This is a genomic window from Sphingobacterium allocomposti, assembly GCF_008124885.1.
Taxonomy (GTDB): domain Bacteria; phylum Bacteroidota; class Bacteroidia; order Sphingobacteriales; family Sphingobacteriaceae; genus Sphingobacterium; species Sphingobacterium allocomposti.
Window position 1 is genome coordinate 85,007 of record NZ_VNHX01000005.1, and the last position, 22,556, is coordinate 107,562.

General features: G+C 48.5%; 13 protein-coding genes. 8 read left to right on the forward strand and 5 right to left on the reverse strand.

Going from position 1 to position 22,556, the window contains the following annotated elements; all coding sequences use genetic code 11:
* Positions 1 to 67: 67 nt before the first annotated feature.
* Positions 68 to 4,720: a DUF3320 domain-containing protein gene (locus tag BC792_RS05500; protein ID WP_148907987.1), complete on the reverse strand. Its 4,653-nt coding sequence runs from the start codon at positions 4,718 to 4,720 to the stop codon at positions 68 to 70.
* A gap of 289 nt (positions 4,721 to 5,009) precedes the next feature.
* Between BC792_RS05500 and BC792_RS05505 the strand changes: the two genes are divergently transcribed.
* From BC792_RS05505 to BC792_RS05525, 5 genes are all read left to right on the forward strand, one after another.
* Positions 5,010 to 6,641 (forward strand): ABC-F family ATP-binding cassette domain-containing protein, encoded by a 1,632-nt coding sequence (locus BC792_RS05505; RefSeq protein WP_148907988.1) that lies wholly within the window; start codon positions 5,010 to 5,012, stop codon positions 6,639 to 6,641.
* Between the two features lie 393 nt (positions 6,642 to 7,034).
* Positions 7,035 to 10,121, forward strand: a complete 3,087-nt coding sequence (locus BC792_RS05510; RefSeq protein ID WP_148907989.1) for a SusC/RagA family TonB-linked outer membrane protein — start codon at positions 7,035 to 7,037, stop codon at positions 10,119 to 10,121.
* 14 nt (positions 10,122 to 10,135) lie between these two features.
* Positions 10,136 to 11,815 (forward strand): RagB/SusD family nutrient uptake outer membrane protein, encoded by a 1,680-nt coding sequence (locus tag BC792_RS05515; protein ID WP_148907990.1) that lies wholly within the window; start codon positions 10,136 to 10,138, stop codon positions 11,813 to 11,815.
* A gap of 70 nt (positions 11,816 to 11,885) precedes the next feature.
* Positions 11,886 to 12,200, forward strand: a complete 315-nt coding sequence (locus BC792_RS05520; RefSeq protein ID WP_148907991.1) for a DUF2200 domain-containing protein — start codon at positions 11,886 to 11,888, stop codon at positions 12,198 to 12,200.
* A 102-nt stretch (positions 12,201 to 12,302) separates the two neighbouring features.
* Positions 12,303 to 12,509 (forward strand): hypothetical protein, encoded by a 207-nt coding sequence (locus tag BC792_RS05525; RefSeq protein WP_148907992.1) that lies wholly within the window; start codon positions 12,303 to 12,305, stop codon positions 12,507 to 12,509.
* Positions 12,510 to 12,601: 92 nt separating this feature from the next.
* Here BC792_RS05525 and BC792_RS05530 read toward each other — a convergent pair whose 3' ends face one another.
* A complete protein-coding gene (locus tag BC792_RS05530) occupies positions 12,602 to 13,492 on the reverse strand; it encodes an SDR family oxidoreductase (RefSeq protein ID WP_148907993.1) in 891 nt (296 codons plus the stop codon).
* Positions 13,493 to 13,709: 217 nt separating this feature from the next.
* Here BC792_RS05530 and BC792_RS05535 point away from each other — a divergent pair, with 217 nt between their 5' ends.
* Positions 13,710 to 14,678 (forward strand): TIGR03885 family FMN-dependent LLM class oxidoreductase, encoded by a 969-nt coding sequence (locus tag BC792_RS05535; RefSeq protein ID WP_211357479.1) that lies wholly within the window; start codon positions 13,710 to 13,712, stop codon positions 14,676 to 14,678.
* Positions 14,675 to 16,300, forward strand: a complete 1,626-nt coding sequence (locus BC792_RS05540; protein WP_148907995.1) for an alpha-amylase family protein — start codon at positions 14,675 to 14,677, stop codon at positions 16,298 to 16,300. Before BC792_RS05535 ends, BC792_RS05540 begins: the two co-directional genes overlap by 4 nt.
* Before the next feature lie 41 nt (positions 16,301 to 16,341).
* On the opposite strand, the gene BC792_RS05545 is transcribed toward BC792_RS05540, so the two are convergent.
* From BC792_RS05545 to BC792_RS05555, 3 genes are all read right to left on the reverse strand, one after another.
* Complete coding sequence (locus BC792_RS05545; RefSeq protein WP_148907996.1) at positions 16,342 to 16,728, reverse strand: hypothetical protein; 387 nt, start codon at positions 16,726 to 16,728, stop codon at positions 16,342 to 16,344.
* Positions 16,729 to 16,943: 215 nt separating this feature from the next.
* A complete protein-coding gene (locus tag BC792_RS05550) occupies positions 16,944 to 17,453 on the reverse strand; it encodes an adenylyltransferase/cytidyltransferase family protein (protein ID WP_148907997.1) in 510 nt (169 codons plus the stop codon).
* A gap of 29 nt (positions 17,454 to 17,482) precedes the next feature.
* Positions 17,483 to 17,962, reverse strand: coding sequence for an adenylyltransferase/cytidyltransferase family protein (locus tag BC792_RS05555; RefSeq protein ID WP_148907998.1), 480 nt, complete (start codon positions 17,960 to 17,962; stop codon positions 17,483 to 17,485).
* 323 nt (positions 17,963 to 18,285) lie between these two features.
* On the opposite strand from BC792_RS05555, the gene treY reads away from it, so the two are divergent.
* Positions 18,286 to 22,470 (forward strand): malto-oligosyltrehalose synthase, encoded by a 4,185-nt coding sequence (treY, locus tag BC792_RS05560; RefSeq protein WP_170249965.1) that lies wholly within the window; start codon positions 18,286 to 18,288, stop codon positions 22,468 to 22,470.
* Positions 22,471 to 22,556: the final 86 nt, after the last annotated feature.

The following is a 22,556-nucleotide window of genomic DNA, read 5'->3' on the forward strand; positions in this document are numbered from 1 at the left end:
AACTTCTCATACAGGTAGACCTTAATACAACGTAAAGGAGACATTTTGTCTCCTCTGCGTTGTTATACTACCGTTCCTGAACATATTTACTTTCACGCAGAAACTCACCATCCTGTGTTACATATCCGGCTGCTACCGCGGTTTGTATACCAGCGAGCAGATGAGCCCGTATGTCTTCTGTTAGTCTTCCAAAACCGAACAGCTTTGCCACTAGAACCGTTGCCGCGAGCGGCTGTATTGCCACAGCTTCTCTGACTACCTGTGCCAGGGCATGATGCAGCTCTTCCGGAGCGATATAACTAACCTTCCGCGAACTCGCCGACAGGTTGCTTCTATCCCGCACAACAACCTCGCGATGTCCCGGAAGCCATAAAAAGTCGCCTCTCCGTTCTATCATACCAACCTGCTCCGCATACCGGATGGCGTCGCTAACGACCGCCCGAACCCTACTCCCGATTTTTGAGACACCGTAAGCTTCTGCCAGACGTCTTATAACCTCGTCTTGGTGCACCGGGCTTTCCTTCGAAACAACCTCCGTAACCCATCTCCCAAGGTTGCCCGCAGATTGTTCGTATAGATCACTCCGCGCAATATCCCCCGGAAGGACGGCAACCTCATAAAAAGAGGGCTTCTGTGTATCATCTTCTGATCTCGCCTCCCGCACCAGTTCTTGAAGTTCTTGTTCTAATTCCTGTTCAACCATGTCGTCCTCTTCGACCTGCAATCTTAATTTTTCTATATGCGCGATCAATGATTGCAATTCGGCAGCCGGATTTCTATACCAGTCTATACTCCAGATCTGATATAATTTCCATCCCATTCCTTCTAAGACTTCTTTGCGTAACCGATCTCGGTCTGTAGCCGACTTTGCCGACGCATACGACTTCCCGTCGCACAGGATGCCTAAGATGTAACGTCCCGGATGTTTCTGATCCACGACGGCTAAGTCGATGTGATACCCCGCACTTCCAACCCTCTCGCGAACGACGTATCCACGTTCCTTCAGGCTCATGCTGACGACCTCTTCGAACGGTGTCGACACAGCCCCTGTTGGAAGGCTGTCGCTTTCGAACTTTCCGTGCTGCGCAAACCGCAGAAAATTTTTAAGCGCTCTGATTCCGAACTTCGTGGCGGGCCCTACCACGATGTCATCGGCTGTGACATTTGTAAAAACCTCGCAGCGGGTTTTGGCCCGCGTTATAAGTACATTCAAGCGGCGCTCTCCCCCCTCATTGTTCAGTGGACCGAAATTCATCGACAATGATCCGGCCTCTGTACGTCCGTAACCAATACTGATAAAAATAACGTCCCGCTCATCCCCCTGTACGTTTTCCAGATTTTTCACGAAAAACGGTTCGTCTCTGTGCATGCGGAAAAAGTCCTCGACTTCAGGGTTCAGACGTCGCCGGACCTCCATAGCTGCATTTATCGCCTGCATCTGCGGCGTACTGAATGCTACTACCCCTAGACTCTGTTTAGAGTGCTTTCTGGCGTGTTCTATGACCGCGTCGGCCACACGCTCGGCCTCTTTTTCGTTTGTCCTCGTCTTTCCTTTGTCGTAGTAGGTGTGCGGCAGATGGTGAAAACACAACCCCATGCGATGCTTCGACCCCGGGCTCGGAAAGATCACAAGCTTATTCTCGTAAAACTCCTGATTGGAGAGACTGATTAACGATTCATGACGGCTTCGGTAATGCCAGCGCAGCATCGTCTGTGGAGCCCCCTGTGCGTCGCACATACCCAGGATACTCTGCATATCCGCCGTGACGTTGTCGTCTTCCTCTATGTCAAGATTCAGTTTATCAAAAAAGCTCGTCGGCGGCATTTGTTTCGTGTCGCCCACCACAACCATCTGCTTGCCGCGAAGTATGGCTCCCAGCGCTTCTACAGGCCGCACCTGGCTCGCTTCGTCAAAAATAACAAGATCAAATGCTATGCTATCCGGAGGTAAAAAATTAGCAATAGACATAGGGCTCATCATAATGACAGGCTTAATAGCCTGGATAGCTATTCCGGCCTCCTTCATTAGCTTCCGGATGGGCATATGCCGCGCCTTCCTATTAAACTCGTTGCGAAGCACGTTTATCTGCCCTCCTCCATCCAGCTTCGGCAGATTCTCGTAGTGCTTTAACGCGATGATTACACGATTGTAATGTTGTTTGAGCACATCGAGACGTCTGAACCGGGCTAAAATTTCTTCGTGACTCGACCGTTCAAACCTACGTAGCTCAGGGCTATGAACAAGCGCACTTTCGAGCAGCCGCTCATACCAGTTTTTTTGCAGTGCCACTTTTAAATGGCTATGAGCATCCGGCCACTCCAATACGGCGTCTATGAGGTAACCCGCCCCTTTGGACACCATGGTCTCCTTCAGTACGTTCCATTGAATTGCCCGATGCAACTCAGGCAATCTTTCTTTCCAGCGTTTAATTATTCCGGACTGTTCCGCGTAGTTCGACACTAAAAATTCGCCAGAAAACCCGAGGCGATCGATAAGCTGCTGCAGCTGTTCCTCCCTAAGCTTATTTATTTCTGATAGCCCTGTGTGAAAGCGCAAAGCAGTTTCGGTGAGACCAGGATATCTTAGTACCGCAAGAAAACTTATCGGCTTCGCTCCGGTGCGGATGCCTAAATGAAGCGGGCACAGGTAGTCGGCGGCCTGCCCGAAGTGTTCCCACCGGACCGTTTTAATGGAATGATCGTGGTCCAGAAGCCTGTTTAGCAGCGGCCTGTATTCGTCCAGCTTTTCCGTAAGGCGTTTCGCTTCCAGAATGGCGTTCACATACTCCAGTTTTTTTTCGAGCTCTTTAGGTACGGGCGACGACAAAAGCCCTGCCAGCTGCCGCACACTTCTTTTGTATTCTCCAATGGCAAATCTATACCACTTTGTTCCGTGCGAAACCAGCCCCATCCTAATGGGAAGGACGTCAAAATTCCATGCCTCTGGAATGATGTCGTTTGCGTATTTTTCATGCAGTCCGGTCAGCCGCTTGCCCGCCTCGACGACCTCTATTATGTCGTCCTTGTTATCTGCCCATTCCCTGGCGTCTATAGAAAACCCCGACAATGACGGGCTCTGCCTGGCCAAATCAAGCAGTTCAAAACAACGGGCAAGGTCGCTTCGGTCTTCGGGATTATCCAGCAGGAGAAATTGCGCAACCTCTTGTTTAAGCAAACCAAATTGCCCATCGGTATTTTCTACCTGCTCCAACAGCTCTTTCAGCGCCGCCTCCTCTGCCGGCAGCAGTAAGTTTTTTGCCGTACCGTAGAACAGGAGGTGCCGCGGCTCTCCTATAGTTTGCAGACGCGCCTGAACTTGGTCGGCCAACGCCTCGGCTTCCAGCAACCGCGCAATGTCCCAGTCCAGCGACTCCTCACTTCCAATTTTCGGAAATTTATAGTCGCCATAATGCCTTGCTATACGAAGCAGGTTTCCGATAATCTCCTGCGCCGAAAGACCACTTTTTAACACTCCACGATTAATAGCGTTACAATATCCATTCAGTTCCTCAATCAGCGGGGCAAGCATCTGTATTTCGTGTTCTAGCTTCTCCACAGCTGGTTTACCAAGGTCGAGCACTTTTTTGAGCTCTTCATGCAGTGCCCTCTTGTTGCTCTTATGACTATGGAGTTCAAGGCAGGCTACACCAAGGTGAATGTTATCCAGCCTGCGTTTTACAACTTCCAGTGCAGCCATTTTCTCCGCAACAAATAGCACCTTCTTACCGGCGCCGATGGCGTCGGCAATTAAGTTGGCTATTGTCTGTGACTTTCCGGTCCCCGGCGGCCCTTGAATAACGAGGTGCCTTCCCTCCTTGACGGCCATCATAGCGATTAACTGCGAGCTGTCCGCATCGACGACGGGCGACAGATCGTGTGCAAGACGCTCATTGTCCAAATGTACGTCGGACCCTACTGTCGGTGGCGGTTGCCTAAAGCCGTCTGCAAACAGTGCCTTGATAACCTCGTGGTCGTATGGCTTTCGATCCTCGGGCCAGCCAGCTGCATCCAGATCATGATATATTAAAAACTTGCCAAAGGAAAAGAAACCCAATACCATGTTGTCCTCCAGCACATCCCAGGACGGTTGGCCTGCAATACACTGTTTAACCATACCAAAGTATGCATCTACGTCCATTTCCTCCTGGTCGTCCAGATCCGGTATCGATATACTGAACTCAGCCGACATCTTTGCTTGTAAAGACAAGTTCGATCCGATATCCGATCCCGAATAGCGTAGGCGGAAGCGCTCGCTGGCGCTCGAACGTTCGAGATTTACGGGAACCAATATTAAAGGCGCCAACCGCGGGTCTGTAACGTTTCCTTTTTCGTACCATTTCAGCATGCCCAAGGCGAGATACAAGATGTTGACGCCTTGTTCCTCAATGCTTGTTCGAGCAAAGTAAAACGTATTCAAAAGACGGGTCTGGAGCTTTTGTTCTACCTCGTCGGTCTGAAGTCGGGTGTCGTTGTGCACCTCTGTCAGTTCAGGCTCCGTCAGCTCCGGAAGCCCGTCATCTCCGTCGTTCCCAACTCGGGGAAGGAATGTCATAGCTCTATTCTTACGGACCAACAGGTCAAATACTGCAGATGACTTTTCGTGCACGATATGCAGCCCCTTAGCCGTAGTCATTTTGTAGTTTAGTAGGGTATTACGCATGCCCAGGTCGAGCAGCTCTTTCCTTGATGATTCAAGTTTAGCTAATATTTCTTGTTGCATATGTTAGTATGGCATTCCTTGTAAAGCTCTTGTTATCAAAAATCTAAAACAAAGTGGCGGTCCATCGGCTTCGCGGCCGGGATAATGGACGCTGGCTGGAAGCTTGTGCAAACAGGACAGACCTCAACTCCTAATTTAAGAAATTAAATATTAAACTTAAAATATATCCTAAACCTAAAAAAGATCAAACGACAATGAGAAGGTGACTTCTTTGCCCGTCACGTTAAGGACATAACTGTGCAGAAACTGCGGAGATTCCATTATCTTTGCGACTTAAATTAATAGTATTGTGATCGACGTAAATAACGTTTCCGTTTCTTTCGGAGGCACCACTCTTTTCAGCGACGTTTCTTTTTCTATTAACGAAAACGATAAAATAGCCCTAATGGGCAAAAACGGCGCAGGTAAATCAACTTTATTAAAAATAATAGCCGGCGTCGGAAAACCTACGTCCGGGCACATTAGCGGTCCGAAAGATGCCGTTATAGCATATCTGCCACAGCACCTCTTGACCCAGGACGGCCTGACTGTCTTTGAGGAAGCATCCAAGGCTTTCGAAGAAGTTTACAAGATGCGGGATGAACTCGATAGTTTAAACGAACAACTTGAGGTGCGTACAGACTATGAAACGGATGATTACATGCGGTTAATTGAACGCGTTTCTGAACTTAGTGAGAAGTTCTATTCGATCGAAGAAGTCAACTACGATGCCGAAGTCGAAAAAGTACTAAAAGGTCTAGGCTTTGAGCGCAGCGACTTCACACGGCCTACGTCTGCTTTTTCAGGAGGATGGCGTATGCGTATTGAGCTGGCAAAGATTCTGCTAAAAAAGCCTGACCTTATTTTATTGGATGAGCCTACAAATCATATGGATATCGAAAGTATCCAATGGCTGGAAGACTTTTTGCTAAATTCTGCAAAGGCGGTTATCGTCATTTCGCACGACCGTGCTTTTGTAGACAATATCACAAATCGCACCATCGAGGTGACAATGGGAAGGATCTACGATTATAAAGCGAAATACAGTCATTACCTTGAATTACGTAAAGAACGTCGGCAGCATCAGCTGAAGGCGTACGAAGAACAACAACGGTTTATAGCGGACACCCAGGAGTTTATTGATCGTTTCCGGGGCACCTACTCGAAGACGTTACAGGTACAGTCCCGTGTAAAAATGCTGGAAAAGCTGGAAATTATAGAAGTTGACGAGGTTGATACGTCTGCCCTGCGCCTGAAATTCCCTCCCGCGCCGCGGTCTGGCCAATATCCCGTTATTGTCGAGGACCTGACAAAAGCGTATGGCAACCATGTCGTATTCGAGAAAGCATCGATGGTCATCGAACGCGGGGAGAAAGTTGCATTTGTCGGAAAAAACGGAGAGGGAAAATCCACCATGATAAAGGCCATCATGGGAGAAATAGGTTTCGAAGGAACCCTAAAGATCGGGCACAACGTCAAAATTGGCTACTTCGCACAAAATCAAGCCGCCCTGCTGGACGAAGAACTGACGGTCTTCGAGACCATCGACCAGATTGCCGTGGGCGATGTCCGCGTAAAAATTAAAGATCTCCTCGGTGCCTTTATGTTCAGCGGCGATGACACCACAAAAAAGGTAAAGGTATTGTCCGGAGGAGAAAGAACACGTCTAGCGATGATCAAACTGCTGCTAGAGCCCGTCAATGTTTTGATTCTTGATGAGCCCACCAACCATCTCGACATGAAAACAAAAGACATTATCAAAGATGCGCTGCAAGAATTTGACGGCACGTTAGTCCTCGTGTCGCACGATCGTGATTTTCTCGACGGCCTCGCCAAAAAAGTATTTGAGTTCGGCAACAAGCGCGTCCGCGAACATTTTGAAGATATAAAAGGCTTCCTCGAATACAAAAAAATGAGTAGTCTAAAAGATATAGAGCGCTAGTCCTCCTTTGTGGCGCCCGAAGAATCAGCGTTGGCGCCGGTTTGGCAACAACGCTTAGAATAGGATGTCGTGCTTCGCGTCCCCCGACCGAAGCACGACAGACAGCCCGTAATGTCATCTTTGATCGGAAAGACGACATTTCGGGCCTTTCAATCCGCATCGCACTGCGCAGTTTCCGGCAACGATTGCGTAGATTGTAGCTCCAATTATATTCCTTAATTCTCTTTTTTATGTATTTTCAAATTGCTAATCATCTCCGATCTAGCTTCGGAAAGACATTATAAACAAATAAAATGAGCAGATACTTTGCATTGTTAAACGCACGATATCATTCATCGAGAACGGCTTCTTCTTTATTTAGTTACCGCGCTAACCATACAATTTATATATCCTATGAGACAACTTATCATCCTTTTAGTATTCCTGCTCTATGGAGGAGGTCTTAACGCACAGACGCGCGAGATCCAAGGCAAAGTGACCGACGAGAGCGGAATGACATTGCCCGGTGTCAGTGTGCGGATTGCCGGATCTACAACAACAGGTACAAGTACCGGTGCAGACGGCTTATTCCGGCTTTCTATACCCGAAGGTGGTGCGACTACGCTTCAATTTAGTTTAATCGGTTACAGACCTCAACAAGTAACAGTGAACGAAGAATTGCGAATCGATGTCGTCCTATCCCCGAGTGAGGAAATTGCCATAGACGAGGTAGTAGCAGTTGGTTACGGGACCGTTCGTAAATCCGACTTGACCGGGGCGGTCGGCTCAGTGGAAGGCAAGGATCTGCAGGCTAGAGGGACGACCTCTCCGATGGCAGCACTCCAAGGTACAGTGCCCGGCGTAGACATCAGCAGCAATTCGGCGCGTCCGGGAGGTTCCTTTAATATACAGATCCGTGGGCAGAATTCGCTGCAGTCGGGAAGCCCGCTTTATATCGTCGACGGCATCGCTACGTCCAATATAGACTTTTTAAACCCTGCAGATATTGAGCAGATCGACGTATTAAAAGACGCGTCCTCAACCGCTATTTATGGCTCGCGCGGGTCTAATGGTGTCGTCATCGTAAAAACCAAAAATGCCGGCAAGCCGGGGTCTACCCGGACGACCGTTACATATGACGGTTTCTACGGCGTCCGTGATCTAGCCCGTATCCCCGATTTTATGGATGGTCGGGCGTGGGTCGATTTTCGAACATCCGCCTTTTACGCCTATGCTAATGGACAATATAGCTTGCCCACGCCGCAAACGATTCTGCAGAATAGCCCGCTGCTCGAGTCTAGACTATACAACGAAGACTACGAAGACTGGCTGGCCCTCGGTACTAAACGGGGGCATCAACAGAATCATTACATCGGTATTGCCGGAGCAACCGAAAAGATGAATTACAACCTTGGTGTGGGCTATCAACAGGAAGAAGGCAACTTTATTAAAGAGAATCTCGATCGTTACACGCTAAAGCTTTCAGTCGAGCATCGCGTATCCGATCTTTTCAGCACGGGTGCAAGTATCAACTTCGTTCACGGTATTAACAACTTCGGCAGTCAATACGGGTATAGGGATATATTGCGCATGCCGAATATTTTGAAAGCACATGACGACAATGGCAACTTAATAGCGCAGCCGGGGATAGCCGCTTCAATTCAGGGTATCGGCAACTTCACCAGTTCCCCTAATCCCCTCAACGAGATAAACAGTGGTACAGAGGAAGTTCGGCAGTACGACATCCTGTCCAGCATTTTCGCGGAGATACGGCCGTTACCGAATCTATCCGTACGGAGTTCGTTCTTACCACGCTTTAATAGGACACGTACCGGTCAATACTATGGCATCGTCCCGGGCCAACGCAATCAGGATATTGCCTACCAAAACAACGAAGAAGCGCTAGAATGGACATGGGACAACGTTGTCAACTACAACGCCCATTTTAATCCGGACCACAGACTTGATCTGACCTTGATTCAAAGCGCTTACAAAACCCGATATGAGAACCTTGAAGTTCAGTCCAACGAGTTACCCTATCCGTCATCGTGGTATAACCTCTTCAGCGGAACGCTCGTTCCCGACGGCTCGGGCTCCAGTTATAATGAAACAAGTTTATTGTCCTTTGCTGCACGCGCCAACTACGATTTTAAAGGACGCTATCTATTGACGGGAACCATCCGTTACGACGGAAGCTCGAAGCTACGCAATAAATGGGCAGCATTCCCTTCTGCAGCATTTGCATGGCGCCTCTCGGAAGAGAGCTTCATGGACGTCCCGGCGATCAACGATCTGAAAGCACGGGTAAGCTTGGGATATTCCGGAAACAACAACGGTGTCCACCCTTTCGGCACACAGCAAACCCCTTTGACTGAAACATTAGTATGGTATGACTTTAACCAGCAGCCCGCCGTGGGATTCCCGACCGGCAGACCAATTAATTCCGCGCTTACTTGGGAAAAAACACGCGAGTTGAATATAGGCCTTGACTTCAGCCTATTCAACCATCGGGTACGCGGAAATATAGAGTGGTACGACAAACTATCGGACGGCTTGTTGATGCGGCGAATTTTAGCCATCGAATCCGGGGTTGATTACATGATTGACAACATTGGGTCTGTTAATAACCGCGGCGTTGAAATAGGCTTACAAACCACTAATATTCAAAGGGGCGACTGGGAATGGACGACATCCTTTATGTTTTCGCATAATAAAAACGCCATCAGAAGCCTCTACGGAAAAAAAGAAGATGTAATAGCTGAAGCGAGGTTTATCGGGCAGCCGATAAACGTGATCTATGATTATCGGATCGTCGGACTTTGGAGAATGGATCAAGCACAGGAGGCGGCGCGCTACGGGCAGCAGCCTGGACAAGCTATCGCTGCCGACACCGACGGCAACGGTACTATTACACCAAACGACCGTGTGATACTAGGTTCCCCTGATCCGCAATGGATCGGAAGTTTTACCAGCAACTTACGTTTTAAAAACTGGGACTTCTCCATCAATTTATACACCAGACAAGGCGTTTTTGTGAGCGATGCATTTTTAGACGAATTTGGGCCAAACAATACGCAACGTGGCCGACCAAAAATCAACTACGACTATTATATCCCTCCTGGTGTTCCGCGTTATGATTGGACCCAATGGGATGCACACCCCGATGGGAGTCCAAAAGCTGTATGGGGGACTAGCGGCCAAGGAAACGAAAATGCGAAATATCCCCATCCCCAAAATAAAGGTCCCTACTATGGGAACAATGGCCGCTATACGGACGCCTCATTCGTTAAGCTCCGAAACATTATACTCGGCTACACCCTGCCCCAACCACTAGTTAGCAAATGGAACATGTCGCAGCTGCGCGTATATGCGAACATTCTAAATCCATTCGTATTCACCAACTATGAAGGATGGGACCCTGAATACGCAACGACAGCGCTGGAGAACGGGAACGGGCCGAGTAGCATTACTTACCAACTCGGTGTAAATATTAGATTTTAATTAGACAACCTATCATGAAAACACTATTATATATTTTGCTTATCGGCACATTATCGCTCAGCGGCTGTGCTAAGTTCCTTGAGGAAGACAATCGTGGAGGTACCAACAACGACGAGTTTTATCGTACGCAGGCCGGTTACAATACGCTCTTGACCGCTGCGTATAGTTCTCTTCGGACTACATTTGGAGGCACCCCGTGGCTACTGCTGGCCGGAACAGACACCTATCAGATGAATCGGGAAATGGCTAATCGTGCACTTATGGAGTACACGCAGCTGTATGCAGACAATGCAGATGTGTTAACCTTTTATACCAACTGCTACAACGCCATCCAGACAATCAACGTAGGCATATATTATAATGATATTGTGGAGGTGGATGACGCGACAAAGGCGACCTGGCTAGCGGAGCTACGCTTCCTACGCGCGTTTTATCACTTTCTTTTGATTGAGCAGTTCGGCGGGATCGTAATCAGCAATGAACCAACACTAGAGCGCCCCCGGATGAATTTACCACGGGCGACACTCGCCGACTCCTATGATTTCGTAATAACAGAGCTGGAAGCGGCCCTGCCTTACCTGGGAACAGAGAAAACACGCGTCAATCGAACCGCTGCAAATCACTACCTAGCAAAAGCTTACTTAACCAGAGGATGGGATCTCGGCAATGCCAACGACTTTACACAAGCCAAAGCCTATGCCCATGCGGCGATCGATGGCTACACTATCCACATTCCTTATGAACAACTATGGGCACCGAACAATGAAATGAACGACGAAGTTATTTTCGCCGTTCAATACGACGCCGGATCTATCCCGAGTACGGGGTCGGGTAATAGCCAACAGTCGCTCTTTGGTCCCTATTTGGGAGGAGCAGAACTGAACCACAAATACATGGTTTCGGCCCTCATCCCTTCCTGGAGTTTCCACAATTATTACACGGAGAACGATGCGCGCTACGACGCTACTTTCATGTTGACAATCTATGACCAATACTTTGATTATTACGATGCTAACAAAGACAAGAGCGTTATCCCGATCCGGGCCCATTATCCCCGGGTTTGGGGGCGCGACTATACAAGAGCCGACTCTCTTGCGTGGGTAGCTGGGAAAGAGCATCAGATACCAACAAATTTTAGATTTTATCCATTCCGAAACAATGAACTGGCATACAGAGCTGCCTACCAAATTGACATGAGCACACCTGTTATTAAAAAATTTGACAGCCCTACCACACGACACGTCTTTCACACGCAAGCTAGCGTCCGGGACATCGTGTTGGCTCGAAAGGCCGAAAGCTTCTTCATTTATGCGGAGGCTTGTATTGGCCTTAACGACTTCCAAGCTGCTGCCGACTACGTAGGCAGAGTATTGGCACGGCCGGGTAATGGCAAAAACGGACAAACATTGGCTCCGCTCGTTAGCATTTCTGCAGCTTCCAGCCAAAGTGATGCCCTAGACGCATACTTGATCGAGAGCGCCAAAGAGTTTATTGGAGAATATATACGATGGCCCGAACTACGGAGAACAGGAAAATTAAAAGAGTTTTGCGGTCGTTATAATTACGACATTAGGCAGGTTGGAGTTGAGGAGGCTTTTAGGGGACTTGATGGAGCGGATAAAATATATCGTCCTATCCCCCAAGCAGCCATTGACATCAACGAAGCTGATATTGTGCAGAACCCAGGATACTAACTTCCATCGCCGCTGAAATTTAGACTTTAAAACACAAAAATCCGTTAACATTGCTATAAAACTTATGACTATGGATAATACAAGAGTTTACCGGATGACATTCGCGAGCGTCTATCCGCATTACATGGCTAAAGCGGAGAAAAAGGGGCGTACTAAAACGGAAGTAGATGAGATCATCTTCTGGCTGACGGGATATGATGCCGAAGCTTTACAGGAACATATAAACAAGAAGACAGATTTTGAACAGTTCTTCACACAAGCTCCCCAGATCAATCCCAATGTTGAGGACATCGAAGATCCCCTAATGCAAAGGGTTCGCTATTTGGACAAGCTTATAGATGAGCTGGCGAAAGGAAAATCCACGAAGAAAATTTTGCGGCGGTAAGGGACGCAGATGTCCTTCTGTCTGTGGCCGATGCCTGCCTGAAGTGGATGTCTATGAACCTTCTAGAAAAAGGTGCGTTCTATTAAAAAGAAAGTAGATATCATGGGAACAGCGAAAGACAACAAAACAAAAAAGGAAATTGAAAACGGAGTCGGCGAAAACGAGAAAGCGAATTACAGCGATCTGACCCCCGATTCCACGGAAAGCAGAACTGTGGACAAAAATGTCCGCGAAACATCCGACCGTTCGGAGACAGAAAACGAAGGTGGCGACATCGCCGGCAACGCGGCAGGCAATAATGGCCGCTGATACGCGGGCTGCCTATCTAAACAGGCAAAACGGTCGCGACGGATATGTTCATTACTCCGTCGCGACCGTCGCTTTTGTATACCGGCCGTTCTTTATGGCTGTCCGCCGCCGCCCGACGCGCCAAAGATCTGTCCTGTCGAATAGCTCGCCCGATTATCCGCCAATTGAACATAGATGGAGGCCAGCTCTGCGGGTTGTCCCGCTCTTCCCAAGGCCGTATCGGCACCAAAGTCTTCAAGCATCTCCGGTGGCTTGCTACAAACCTGAAGGGGTGTCCAGACGGGTCCCGGAGCGACTCCATTAACCCGTATCCCTTTTTCGCCAAGCTGCTTGGCCAGCGCTTTAACTAAGATCACATTCGCAGCTTTAGTCTGCGCATAATCCAGCAGTACAGCTTCGGGCTCATACGCCTGTACGGAGGCCGTCACAATGATGCTTGAGCCCGGGGGCATATGAGGAACAGCGGCCTTAGTAATCCAAAATGGCGCATATATGTTCGTCTTCATGGTTGCGTCAAAACTCTCGTCCGGGATGTCTACAATCGTTTCGTAAGTCTGCTGGTAAGCGGCATTGTTTACCAATATGTCGAGTCCTCCCATCTGCTCGACGGCACGCTTCACCAGCTGCTCGCAAAAATCTCTATCTGTAATATCCCCCGGGATAGCAAAGGCACGTCTTCCAGCCCGCTCGATCAGTTCGATGACCTCTTTAGCATCCTCCTCCTCTGCTGGGAGATAGTTGATCGCGACGTCCGCGCCTTCTCTCGCGAATGCTATGGCGGCAGCCCTTCCGATACCGGAATCGCCACCGGTAACCAAGGCTCGTCGATCCGTCAATCTACCTGAGCCCACATAGGTGTCCTCGCCATTATCCGGTATAGGATCCATTTTACCGGCAAGTGCAGGAAACGGTTGCGATTGCCGCTTGTATGGCGGACGAGGATATTTGTCTCTGGGATTTTCAAGTGTAGGTTCTCGTTGCATAATACTTAAAGCTTATATATTTCTTTCAATGAACAGCGCACAGCTGTTACAGTTTTCAGTTAATGGAAATACCTGCTCAAGATATCTAGCGGAACAACTGCTTTTGCCGGCGGATGCACATAAGACAGCAAGCGCATTCAATTTGTGATTTCAGCGGAAACTATCTAAGGGGTATGACCGTTCATAAAACGAGTTTACTCCCAAGCATATTGATATAATGAAAATAGGATACCACGCTTCTCACGAACAATTTGCGCCAAGCGAGCTGCTGACATTTGTCCAGATGGCAGAGCAGGCCGGCTTCGACGCCGTACTTTCTTCCGACCACTTTCATCCATGGAGCGAATACCAAAGTCAAAGCGGATTCGCATGGAGCTGGCTGGGTGCTGCTATGCAGGCCACAAGTTTGGAATTTGGCATTGTCAACGCTCCGGGCCAACGTTACCATCCCGCAATCATCGCGCAGGCCGTTGCCACCTTAGACGATATGTTTCCTAACCGCTTTTGGATTGCCGTCGGTAGCGGACAAGCGCTGAACGAAAAAATTACCGGCGGGAACTGGCCGGCTAAAGAGGTACGCCACAGACGGCTTGAGGAATCGGTACAGGTAATGAAACGGCTTTGGACGGGCGAATCGGTCACGTACAGCGGGCATATTGAAGTAGAAAACGCAACTTTGTACACCAAACCGAAATCGCCGCCACTCCTTTACGGGGCCGCCCTTACCCCATCGACCGCGTCCTGGGTAGCTAGCTGGGCCCAAGGGCTGATTACGGTTAATCAAAAAACGGATACGGTGCGGCAGATTGTAAATAGCTTCCGGGAGGTGAATCCCCAGGGAGAGCTTACACTGAAGCTCCAGGTTTCTTATGCAGCAACCGATGAAGAAGCATTGACCTTGGCGTGGACGTCCTGGCGTAACAATACGCTGGGACAGAGCCTTCAGGCGGAACTGGCCTTGCCCCAGCACTTCGACCATGCGGGAATGCACGTTTCGACCGACCACGTAAGCGACGCCGTACTGGCCAGCGCCAGCGCCGCGGCTTATATTGAAGCCCTTCGCTTTTATCACGATGCAGGATTTGACCGCATCATCGTACACAATGTAAACCGGAACCAAGAAGCTTTCATCGATTTCATGGGCAGCCATGTTCTCCCATTTGCCAAACAACAGAACGGAATATGAATAAATTATGGTATAAAGACGCGGTCATTTACGCGCTCGCTGTTGATGCGTTTAAAGACTCCAACGCCGACGGCAGGGGCGACTTTTTTGGACTCCAGCAAACGCTGGACTACTTTAAGATATTAGGTGTTGATTGCCTTTGGTTGCTTCCTTTTTATGATAGCCCGAATAAAGACGGTGGTTATGATGTTCGGAATTACTATGACGTGGATCGGCGACTCGGGCACCTGGGCGACTTCATTGAATTTATAGACGCTGCCAAAGGGGCTGGACTAAACGTTATTATTGATCTGGTGGTCAACCATACTTCTAAGGAGCATCCTTGGTTTAAGGATGCGATAAAAAATCCGCATTCGCCATACCGCGACTACTATATCTGGTCGAAGGAAAAGCCAAAAGACGACGGCCGACATGCTATTCTTGCGGAAGAGCAGGACTATACCAACTGGACGTACAACGAAGAAGCTGGCGCATTCTACTACCACACCTTTTATAACGACCAGCCTGACCTGAATATGACCAACAGGAAAGTCGTTGAGGAGGTCATGAAAATCATGCGATTTTGGCTGAAGTTGGGGGTGGATGGCTTCCGTATCGACGCTGCTCCTCATATCATACGGGAAAAGGGTAGCTATAGATTTAAGCACGATCCTCACGACATCTTCCGGGAATGGCGGACGTGCGTCGAAGAATTTAATCCGCATGCCATCTTTCTGGCCGAGGTTGATGTCCCCCCGAATCGCTATTCAGACTTCCTGGAGCAGGACCGTCAGATGCATATGCTATTCAACTTCTATTTAAACAATTACTTCTTCTTAGCTTTCGCCCGGGAAGAGGCAACTCCCATAGCATTGGCACTGGAGAAAATACCATCCCTCGGACCCGAAGAACAGCTGGCTAACTTTTTGAGGAACCACGACGAACTTGATCTTGGACAACTCGACGAAAACGAACGTCAGGAAGTGTTTGCTGCTTTCGCCCCGGAGCCCGACATGCACATCTTCGACCGCGGTATCCGACGGCGCCTTCCGCCGATGTTCAAGAACAACCGGCAACGGCTAGCCATGGCGTATAGTATACTATTCTCACTGCCCGGCACACCCGTTCTACGCTACGGGCAGGAAATAGGTATGGGCGATGACCTGGAAAGGGACGGAAGAACGAGCGTACGGACCCCCATGCAATGGAACGACACAGAGAATGGCGGCTTTTCTGACGTCATAACCGGCGCAATAGAGGACGATATCATTTCTGGTGGGGACTACGGCTATAAGAAGATCAACGTACAGCAACAGCTGTCAGATAGTAGTTCACTTCTCCATACCATCCGCAGATTTATAGAGCTGAGAAAAAAAACAGGTCTTCACAAAGGGACTTTTTCCGTTATCCAGACGAACAACAGCAAGTGTCTCGCCTACCATTACCAGCTCGCGAAAAGGAGCATTCTGATGGTTCACAATCTCAGCAGCGAAGCGATCACCGCGAAAGTAGAGCTTGATGACATTGACCGGTACTCGGTTATCCTTTCCGATAAAAAATATAAGCGACCAGTGGCCGCTAAGAAGGGTGTAGAGCTAGGCCCCTATGGATATAAATGGATGGTAAGCACATGGGGGTTCTAGCTTTGATACCGGCCCCGACGGTGACAAGAATATGGTACATGCTAACCTGTAGGGACAGGTGGAGCTACCACGGCTTTACGGATGGCGGCCACCAGTTGGTGGGCGGAACATTGCCTGTCGAGTGTTCCGTCAACCAAATTGCCGTAGGCTGACGCGCACGCAGGATCATCACACAGTAGGATTAGCTTAACGCCGTCAAACATATCCCGGAGATAATTGAAATAGATCTTGCTGCCAATCACCTGATCGCTATCTAGCAGCAGTACGTCCAGCTTCTTCCACGCCCCTCCTTCTCCACCTAACTCATGAATGGACGTTCCTTCCAAAACAACATGGACACAATGATTAGCACATTGGCTAAGAAGCATCTTATAACAAAAACGTAGCTTTCTATTTATACTAATAATACCGACTGAGATCGTGTTCATGCTGTATCCGCTTTACCTAATTGTCGTGTTTACGTAGCTTATAACTGTTTATGGAGAACGGAGAAGGTAATCAATAGTTTTGTTAACATAATGATTATAACACTGAAATTTCGGCAAATCGCCGGCGAGTGAAGTCAGCGGGCTCCAATACGAAAAACGAGCTACTCCGTCAGGGAGAAGCTCGTTCTACACAGGTAGCCACCCGTATTATAGTATCATTTTGATTCTTCCAGCGGATACAGGCTTTTTGCCGCTTCTTCATGGAAGCTCTTTGATAGCGACCTGGCATCACTTTCTACCTTCTGTAGTCTCATTGATTCTTTCCTGCTGACCACCTGCCGTAAGGACTGGCTTGAAAAGCGATGTTTCCGCTTCATGTACACAAGTTCTATGCCCTCCTCAATACAGTAGTCCTTTCCCGGGAAATCGATCATCCGGTATTCTTCGCCAATAAACCGGACATCTACCGAAAGCGACTGCAGCATATCCAGAATATCATCATCCGATTCATACGGTATAATCTCATCCACGTACTGGCATCCCTCCAGCTTTATAAACCGCTCGACCACCGTCTGCGCCGGCTGCAGACCACCATCAGCTGCATGTGCCGAGTCTGCTTTAAGACCGACAATTAGGTAATCACACTGTCTCTTTGCTTGTTCCAGCATCACCAGGTGTCCCAGATGCAGCAGGTCGAAGACCCCAAAAGTAATTCCGATTCTCATAAAGTTATTCTGTTTATCTATCTCTCTAACTATGCTTTAGCACGCTGCAGCTGAAATTCTGCATTGTCTTTTAGGTGGACCACACCACTCTGCTTATCTTCCTGCTTATTCGCAATAATCCGCCGCAAAGAGGAACTAGAGAAGCGGTTCTCCCTTCTGTTGAAATACAGCTCTATCCCCTTCTCTTCGCAGTATGCGCGTCCGGTGAAGCTTTTGTACATGTATTCATCGCCCAGAATTCGGACATGTATTTTATAGGAACGTAAGATATCTTCAAGGTCCTGTTCTGTCGCATAAGGGATAATCTTATCTACATGTTTGCACCCTTTGAGTTGCATATAGCGTTCGAATACAGTCTGTGTCGGCTTATTCTTTTCAGGACGGTCCAAGGTAGGGTCGGTCTGTAAACCACAGATTAAAAAATCGCACTGTTCCTTTGCATCTTCGAGCATTTTGATATGCCCGGCGTGCAGAAGATCGAAAGCAGAGAAAGTGATTCCTATTTTCATCGTAAATTCGCTTTTTATTTTTCTTATTTAACTTTCATCGGATTATGACGGTACGCACGATATATATTCGCCGAAATCAGGCGGGAAGTTGCATTTGTATCTGCAAGTATGTATAGAACGCAGATAGCCGCAACTCGTTTTGTTTTTTTGCTTTTTATTTCTATAAAATTTCGCACCCCTGCGACGGTTCCACTAGACCGATGTACGCTTATTACACCGGCTATAGACCTTGAGGTTTGTATTGTTTTTCCATGAACTTATTTTATGAAGGGGCGTTATTCATGTATGAGAAATGTAGAACCTTTTTTTGCCTTATATCGTCCATGAAGACACCAAACTCAACCTATCGCTTACAGCTTCATAAGAATTTTACGTTTCGTCATCTAGAACAGGTGACTGACTACTTACAGACATTGGGCATCGACACGGTCTATGCGTCTCCTATCTTTCAGGCAGCCCGCGAAAGTACACATGGCTATGACGGCGTTAATCCCAATGTCATTAATCCTGAACTGGGCACCATTGAAGCACTCTACGCACTAAAAAAGCGACTGGCCGCGAGCGGGCTCAAGTGGCTACAAGATATCGTTCCGAATCATATGGCCTTTGACACGGCCAACCCTTGGCTCGCGGATCTGCTGCAGTTTGGTATATATTCTGCCTACAGCTCCCATTTTGATACCTTGTACGCACATTCCTTCGTTCCGGCCGACAAACTTATGGTTCCTATCCTGGGAAAAGAACTGCCGGACGCCGTACATACCGGCGACCTTAACATCGTATACGAAAAGGAACAATTTTATCTTAGCTATTTTGAAAACCGCTTTCCAATACGTCCCGGTTCTTATATTCATTTGCTGAAGGCAGTCGTAGAACCGTCAACCTATCAGCTTTCGCAAAGCACTGAAAGACAAATCAAGAAGCTCGATAAAGAAGGCGACCCGAAACGATGGGACGACCTCCGCAGTAAGATATTCGCGGATATCCTGACTGCGGCCGCTGACACGGAACTCTCCGCGATGACAGCTCAGTTCAATAGTGCTAAGGAGCGGCTGCTCGAGGTTATTGAGCAACAGCATTATCGACTTTGCCACTGGCGCGAGACGGATGGACAGATAAACTTTAGGCGCTTCTTCACGGTGAACGGTTTGATCTGTATGAATACGCACATCGAAAGCGTATTTGACGACCTTCACCACCTGATTGGAAAGCTCGTCGCTGATGGCATCATCGATGGCCTCCGCATAGATCACATCGACGGTCTGTACGATCCCACTACATATGTCGGGAAACTCAGAAAACTATGTGGATCCGACACCTATATCGTGGCGGAAAAAATACTGGAAGAAGACGAACACCTCCCTGACGTATGGCCTATACAAGGTACTACAGGTTACGATTTTCTTGCGCTCTGCAACAACCTCTTAACCTTCAGAAAAAGCGAAAAGGCCTTTACAGAATACTATGAGCGGATCGTCAACGCCAACGAACCCCTGCGGCAGCAACAGGTAGCTAAGAAAAGATTCGTACTGTCCCAACATATGCGGGGCGAAATTGAAAATCTTTGCCTGTTATTCCATGAGCTACAGCTTACCGAACATCCATTGTCCCATGGTAAACTGCGGAAAATCATCGAAGCATTTTTAGCTTATTTTCCTGTGTACCGAATCTACGAGACCGCATTTCCCCTATCGCGGCACGTATATACCTTAGTTACGTCAACGCTGTCGTCAATCAAAGATGACCTACCGGCGTGCGGCGGAGAGATCGATATTGTGCAGGAGATTCTCGCCAAGGCCCAGCGGCTGGAGGACGAAGACTTCAGCCAGCGGACAATGCGTTTCATACTGCGCTGTATGCAATTCACCGGACCCGCTATGGCTAAAGGCGTGGAAGATACCTTAATGTATACCTACAATAGGTTTCTGGCCCACAACGAAGTGGGCGACCATCCGTCGCGGTTTGGTCTGAAAAAGAAAGCCTTTCATGAAGCCATGCGCCGACGGCAAAAAGAATGGCCGCTAGCTATGAATGCGACGGCGACCCACGATACCAAACGTGGCGAAGATGCCCGATGCCGTCTACACGTCCTAACCGCCCGTCCTAAACAATGGTTTGCGGCAGTAGATCGTTGGCGTGCCGTAATACAACACGAGTATACGGACACACTTCCGCATAGCAATGATGTCTATACCATCTTGCAGATGCTCTACGCTACATATCCTGTCCATATGGAGTCTGGGCAAGTTTACACGGAACGCTTTACGGAATATATCGTAAAGTACCTACGCGAAGGCAAAGAGCGGTCAGATTGGTCGCAGCCCGACACCGATTACGAGGAGTCGACTGTCCGATTTGTGAAGTTCCTGTTAAACAAAAATGGCACCTTTTTTGGCGATTTTTACGATTTCCTGCGATCTACGGCCGATTTTGGAATTGTCAATTCGTTAGTACAGCTGCTGTTAAAATTCACGTGCCCCGGCATTCCCGACGTATATCAAGGTTGCGAGCTCTGGGATTTCAGCTTCGTAGATCCCGACAATAGAAGACCGGTAGACTTTGATATACGACGGCGCTATCTCAATGAGATCCGCGCTCTTGCTCCGGCAGATCGCCTGCCTTCCTTATGGAGCGACCGGTATAGCGGAAAGATCAAATTATGGTTATTACACCTGCTCGCTACCCTGCGAAAAGATTCTCCTTCGTTATTCAACGAAGGAGAATATATTGAAATCGATGTGAAGGGAAAATACCGGCGTCATGTCCTGGCATACGGCCGGCAACATGGGGACGAGGCACTTCTTATCATCGTCCCGCTGCACCTCGCGGCAGCTTCCGCCGATGGAGAAGAAGATATCAGTCAGCTCGCCTGGGCAGACACCCGTGTCGTACTGCCCAAGCGCATAGGCACGAAGTGGGAACATCTGCTCCAACCGATGTCCGGCGAAGACTCAGAACTTATGCTATCCGTAGTCTTCAAACACCTGCCCTTGGCGGTTATCCGGCTGCAGAAGAAAAAGACCTCTAGGAGTGCCGGCATCCTCATGCATATCAGCTCCTTACCGTCGAACTACGGTATCGGAGACCTCGGCAAGGAGGCCTACCGTTTTGCGGAACAGCTACATGCTAGTGGACAAAAATGGTGGCAGCTGCTGCCACTAGGCCCTTTGTCGAGCGAGCAGTGCTATTCTCCCTATAGCACATGGAGTGCAATGGCCGGAAATCCGCTATTCATCGATCTGGAAGCCCTTTCTGAAGAAGGACTGTTAACAAAAAAAGATCTAAAAACTGCGCATTCAACGCCCTCCCCTCGGGTCGATTACGAAAAGGTTGAAGCCGTTAAATATCACTTGCTGGACAAAGCTTTCGGGCGACTCGACACGAGAGATATTCCCCGGTTTTCGCAGTTCTGCGAAACGGAAAAATCATGGCTCCACGATTATGCCCTTTTCGCTGTTTTAAGGGAAAAGTACGGAGAAAAGCCATGGTATGCGTGGCCGGATAACCTAAAAAAGCGAAAAAAGACGGCGCTCGCCGAAGTCGAAGCAGCGCACAGCAGGGACATCCTCAAGCATAAATGGATGCAATTCGTCTTTTTTCAACAATGGGAAAGGCTGAAAGACTACTGCCACCAACTCGATATACAGATTATGGGCGACATTCCCATCTATGTTGGACACAATTCAGCAGACGTATGGGCTAATCCAGATCTTTTTTCTATTGATAAGGATGGTAGCTTACGCGCAGTAGCCGGTGTTCCGCCCGACTACTTTAACGAGGACGGACAACTCTGGGGCATGCCCGTTTTTAACTGGGACCTATTAAAACAACGCGGATACACGTGGTGGGTTCAACGTGTCAGGCACAACTGCAGGATGTTCGATGCCGCCAGGCTTGACCATTTCCGCGCTTTTTCAGCCTATTGGGAGGTCTCGGCAACCGAACATACGTCAAAGAACGGCCAATGGAAAGATGGCCCCGGAGCGGACCTTTTTAATGCGCTTCGGGAAGACCTGAAAACACTTCCTTTTGTTGCAGAAGATCTCGGCGACATCGACGAACCGGTTTACGAGCTCCGCGATGCATACCAGCTGCCTGGCATGAAGGTTTTACAATTTGCCTTTGGCGACGATATGCCCGTTTCACAGAACATTCCACATCATCATGATCGGAACTTCATTGTATATACCGGCACGCATGACAACAATACCGTTCTAGGCTGGTACAAGAATGAGCTAAGTTCACAATCTAAAAAATTGATATCCAAATATGTTGGCTACCACGTAAATGCTATGAATATCAATGCGACGCTTATACGGCTGGCATATGCATCTCCTGCGATCACCGCTATTATTCCGATGCAGGACATCCTCTGCCTTGGCGAACAGCACCGTATGAATAGTCCCGCAACTACTGCTGGTAATTGGACCTGGCGAATGCTACCGAACGCGTTCCGGAAAAAGCTTCAAAAAGAGCTTCGCCTGTACACATACGTATACGACAGATAACATGCAGCTAAAAATTGTACTCCTTAAAAAACTTAGCTGCGTAGCTATTTGTTCTCGATTTAACCCAACCGTTAGAAGAATATAAC